The sequence below is a fragment of the Bacillus sp. JJ1503 genome (assembly GCF_036965125.1).
Taxonomy (GTDB): Bacteria; Bacillota; Bacilli; order Bacillales; family Cytobacillaceae; genus Cytobacillus.
Genome location: NZ_JBALOZ010000414.1, coordinates 1,016 through 3,233, shown reverse-complemented (window position 1 = coordinate 3,233; position 2,218 = coordinate 1,016). Strand labels below are relative to the sequence as shown.

Sequence of the window (2,218 nt, the reverse complement as noted above, 5' to 3'; positions counted from 1 at the left end):
GATTGGCTTGTGACCTCGAGGGGGTAGGCGCTGGAGCTAGACAATTCTTAAATAACCGGTGTTCTTATTCCAAGGAGGGCTTAGAAGATGAAGAAAAATGTTAAGGCAAAAGAGGAATTAATTAATATGCTTTCTGAAATTTATAATCAGCTTGAGGAATTAGAAACTGTACTTGATTCAAACTTTTCCGGCATTAGAAACGAATTACAAATAAATTGTTCTGACCAAATATCAGCCTGTACGAAAAGCATGGAAGCGTTAGAAACGGAAGCCGCTTATTATCAGGCTAAGAGCGGCAAGGCCGATGTGAAGGAAAATTTTCATCGTCAGCCAAGCATAAAGCTTGAAATAGGTTACAAATTACACTAAAATTGGGTCAATGTTTAGTAGCTGATTTTTATAAGCTACTTTTATTTTTGCAAAAATTCTCCTGACAGCAATTTCTGTCTATGAATTTGGAGCTGATTATTATGAATGAAGATGTAGAACTAATCCATCTGACAAACCAATTATTAAATTATATGTTCTTTTTGTCTGAAAGATATGAAAAGGCTAGGGAGCTGCAGAAGCCCGGAGATTTTTATAAAGAAGTTAAACCGTTCGCGGATGAAGTGAAATTAACGAACGATGAATGGAAAAATAAAGCGATCCAATGGATTACAACCAATCGACCGAAAAACCTATTTGCCCAGCAAGTAGAATCTACATATGAAAATATCGAAGCAATATCTGTACAAGCCTTTTATCCAGAAACGAGCAAGTCGAGGTTCACTAATTTAATTGTTTCTTCGCAATATGTACTAGACCGACTGCTTCAAACTGTAAAAGAAGAAATGGGCCCTCCTGTCACTTAATAGGAGGGCCGTTTGAATTATGTCATTTGCAGCTTAGAGTATCTACAGCGATGATAAGATTGACTACTTGTACGCCGATACTATAGTTTGTCTCTCTTAATGTGCCTTAAAGGGATTCAGGAACCTCTGCTCCTTGAGCCTCGAGTTCACGAACAAGGTTACGATAGACATTAATACAAATATCGTTTTGAACATATGACTTTTTCGTAAAATCAAGTAATTCGTTTACACTTTCAGGACTGTAATTCCTCATTTGAAAAAATTTCATTGCTAGTTCGTGAACATTCATGCTAATTTCCCTCCTCTAATTTTCTCTCGTATTCTGCTAAACTAGAAAGCTAGTTTACTAGCAGAATAACGAAATTTTACTGCATAGCGTTTATTTCTTTTCAATATCCTATCATAAAAAAGGTATGGTTCTTTATTTTTCAAATATTAAGACTTCCGACATGAATCTTCAACAATAGACAAAAAATGAAAACTTTTCCAGTATCACAATATAGGCATTCTTTTCATAAATTATAGTAATGATTTCTCAAACAAGCTGAGATAGATTGTTTATGAAAGAGGAGGATGTCCCCATGTTTGGCCGAAGAGGAGCCAGCCATTATATAAATCAATATCACCCAACATATATGAATCAATATCACCCAACTTATATGAATAAATTTGATTACGGACTAAACCAATATCATTGGAGACAGCAGCCCCCTTATTATCCTTCTCCTACAGGGAATATGGGGTTCTACAACGGTCCACACAATCAACCTTTTCCATATGGAAGTGACATGATGTATCAAAATTCCTATCCTGCCATGGGCAGCCAAAATTTAATGTATAACCAGTACCCAACTAATGGATATCCGATGCAGCAAAATGGGATGCAGATGGGGCAAGGAAATGTTTCACAGAGCATTTTCCAAAATCCTTTAGATCCTGAAACAAACGAAAATATATCGAACTCTTATAATCCCTATTTCTCTAATTCTTATATGAACCCTTACCCAAAGCAATCCTTTATGCCTAAACAGTCATCAGGTGTACAATCCCTTATGAATTCATTTAAGTCACAGGATGGTTCAATCGATATTAATAAAATGATGAATACGGCCGGCCAGATGGTTAATGCCGTAAGTCAGGTTTCATCGCTTGTAAAAGGATTAGGCGGGTTTATCAAGGTTTAATGAAAAAATTTACAATAAGGTATTCGCCAAAATAGTCATGCGAATACCTTGTTTTTTATAGGCTAAAAAAAATAGGATTGACAGTAAATAGAAAATGGTGAAAAAATAGAGAAATGAATATAAAGTGAAACTTCAATCAGTGGGGGAGTTCCTTCATCCCTCACTGATTGTTAGTTGAAC

4 protein-coding genes are annotated in these 2,218 nt (G+C 35.8%); 3 read left to right on the top strand and 1 reads right to left on the bottom strand.

Annotated elements, in window-relative coordinates; genetic code table 11:
- Window positions 1–87 precede the first annotated feature (87 nt).
- Both V7149_RS24080 and V7149_RS24075 read left to right on the top strand, forming a co-directional pair.
- Entirely contained in the window at window positions 88–369 is a 282-nt protein-coding gene (locus V7149_RS24080) for a hypothetical protein (protein WP_335348103.1), read from the top strand.
- A 101-nt stretch (window positions 370–470) separates the two neighbouring features.
- The gene (locus V7149_RS24075; protein WP_335348102.1) at window positions 471–854 is read left to right on the top strand and encodes a YppE family protein; all 384 of its coding nucleotides are present in this window, start codon (window positions 471–473) and stop codon (window positions 852–854) included.
- 106 nt (window positions 855–960) lie between these two features.
- On the opposite strand, the gene V7149_RS24070 is transcribed toward V7149_RS24075, so the two are convergent.
- Entirely contained in the window at window positions 961–1,143 is a 183-nt protein-coding gene (locus tag V7149_RS24070; protein WP_335348101.1) for a YppF family protein, read from the bottom strand.
- Window positions 1,144–1,435: 292 nt separating this feature from the next.
- Here V7149_RS24070 and V7149_RS24065 point away from each other — a divergent pair, with 292 nt between their 5' ends.
- Window positions 1,436–2,038, top strand: a complete 603-nt coding sequence (locus V7149_RS24065; protein ID WP_335348100.1) for a YppG family protein — start codon at window positions 1,436–1,438, stop codon at window positions 2,036–2,038.
- The last annotated feature ends 180 nt before the right edge of the window (window positions 2,039–2,218 follow it).

What these genes read in the sequence shown, in the direction of transcription:
- V7149_RS24080 (WP_335348103.1), top strand. Translation starts at nt 88, where the DNA reads ATGAAGAAAAATGTTAAGGCAAAAGAGGAATTAATTAATATGCTTTCT.
- V7149_RS24075 (WP_335348102.1), top strand. Translation starts at nt 471, where the DNA reads ATGAATGAAGATGTAGAACTAATCCATCTGACAAACCAATTATTAAAT.
- V7149_RS24070 (WP_335348101.1), bottom strand. Translation starts at nt 1,143, where the DNA reads ATGAATGTTCACGAACTAGCAATGAAATTTTTTCAAATGAGGAATTAC.
- V7149_RS24065 (WP_335348100.1), top strand. Translation starts at nt 1,436, where the DNA reads ATGTTTGGCCGAAGAGGAGCCAGCCATTATATAAATCAATATCACCCA.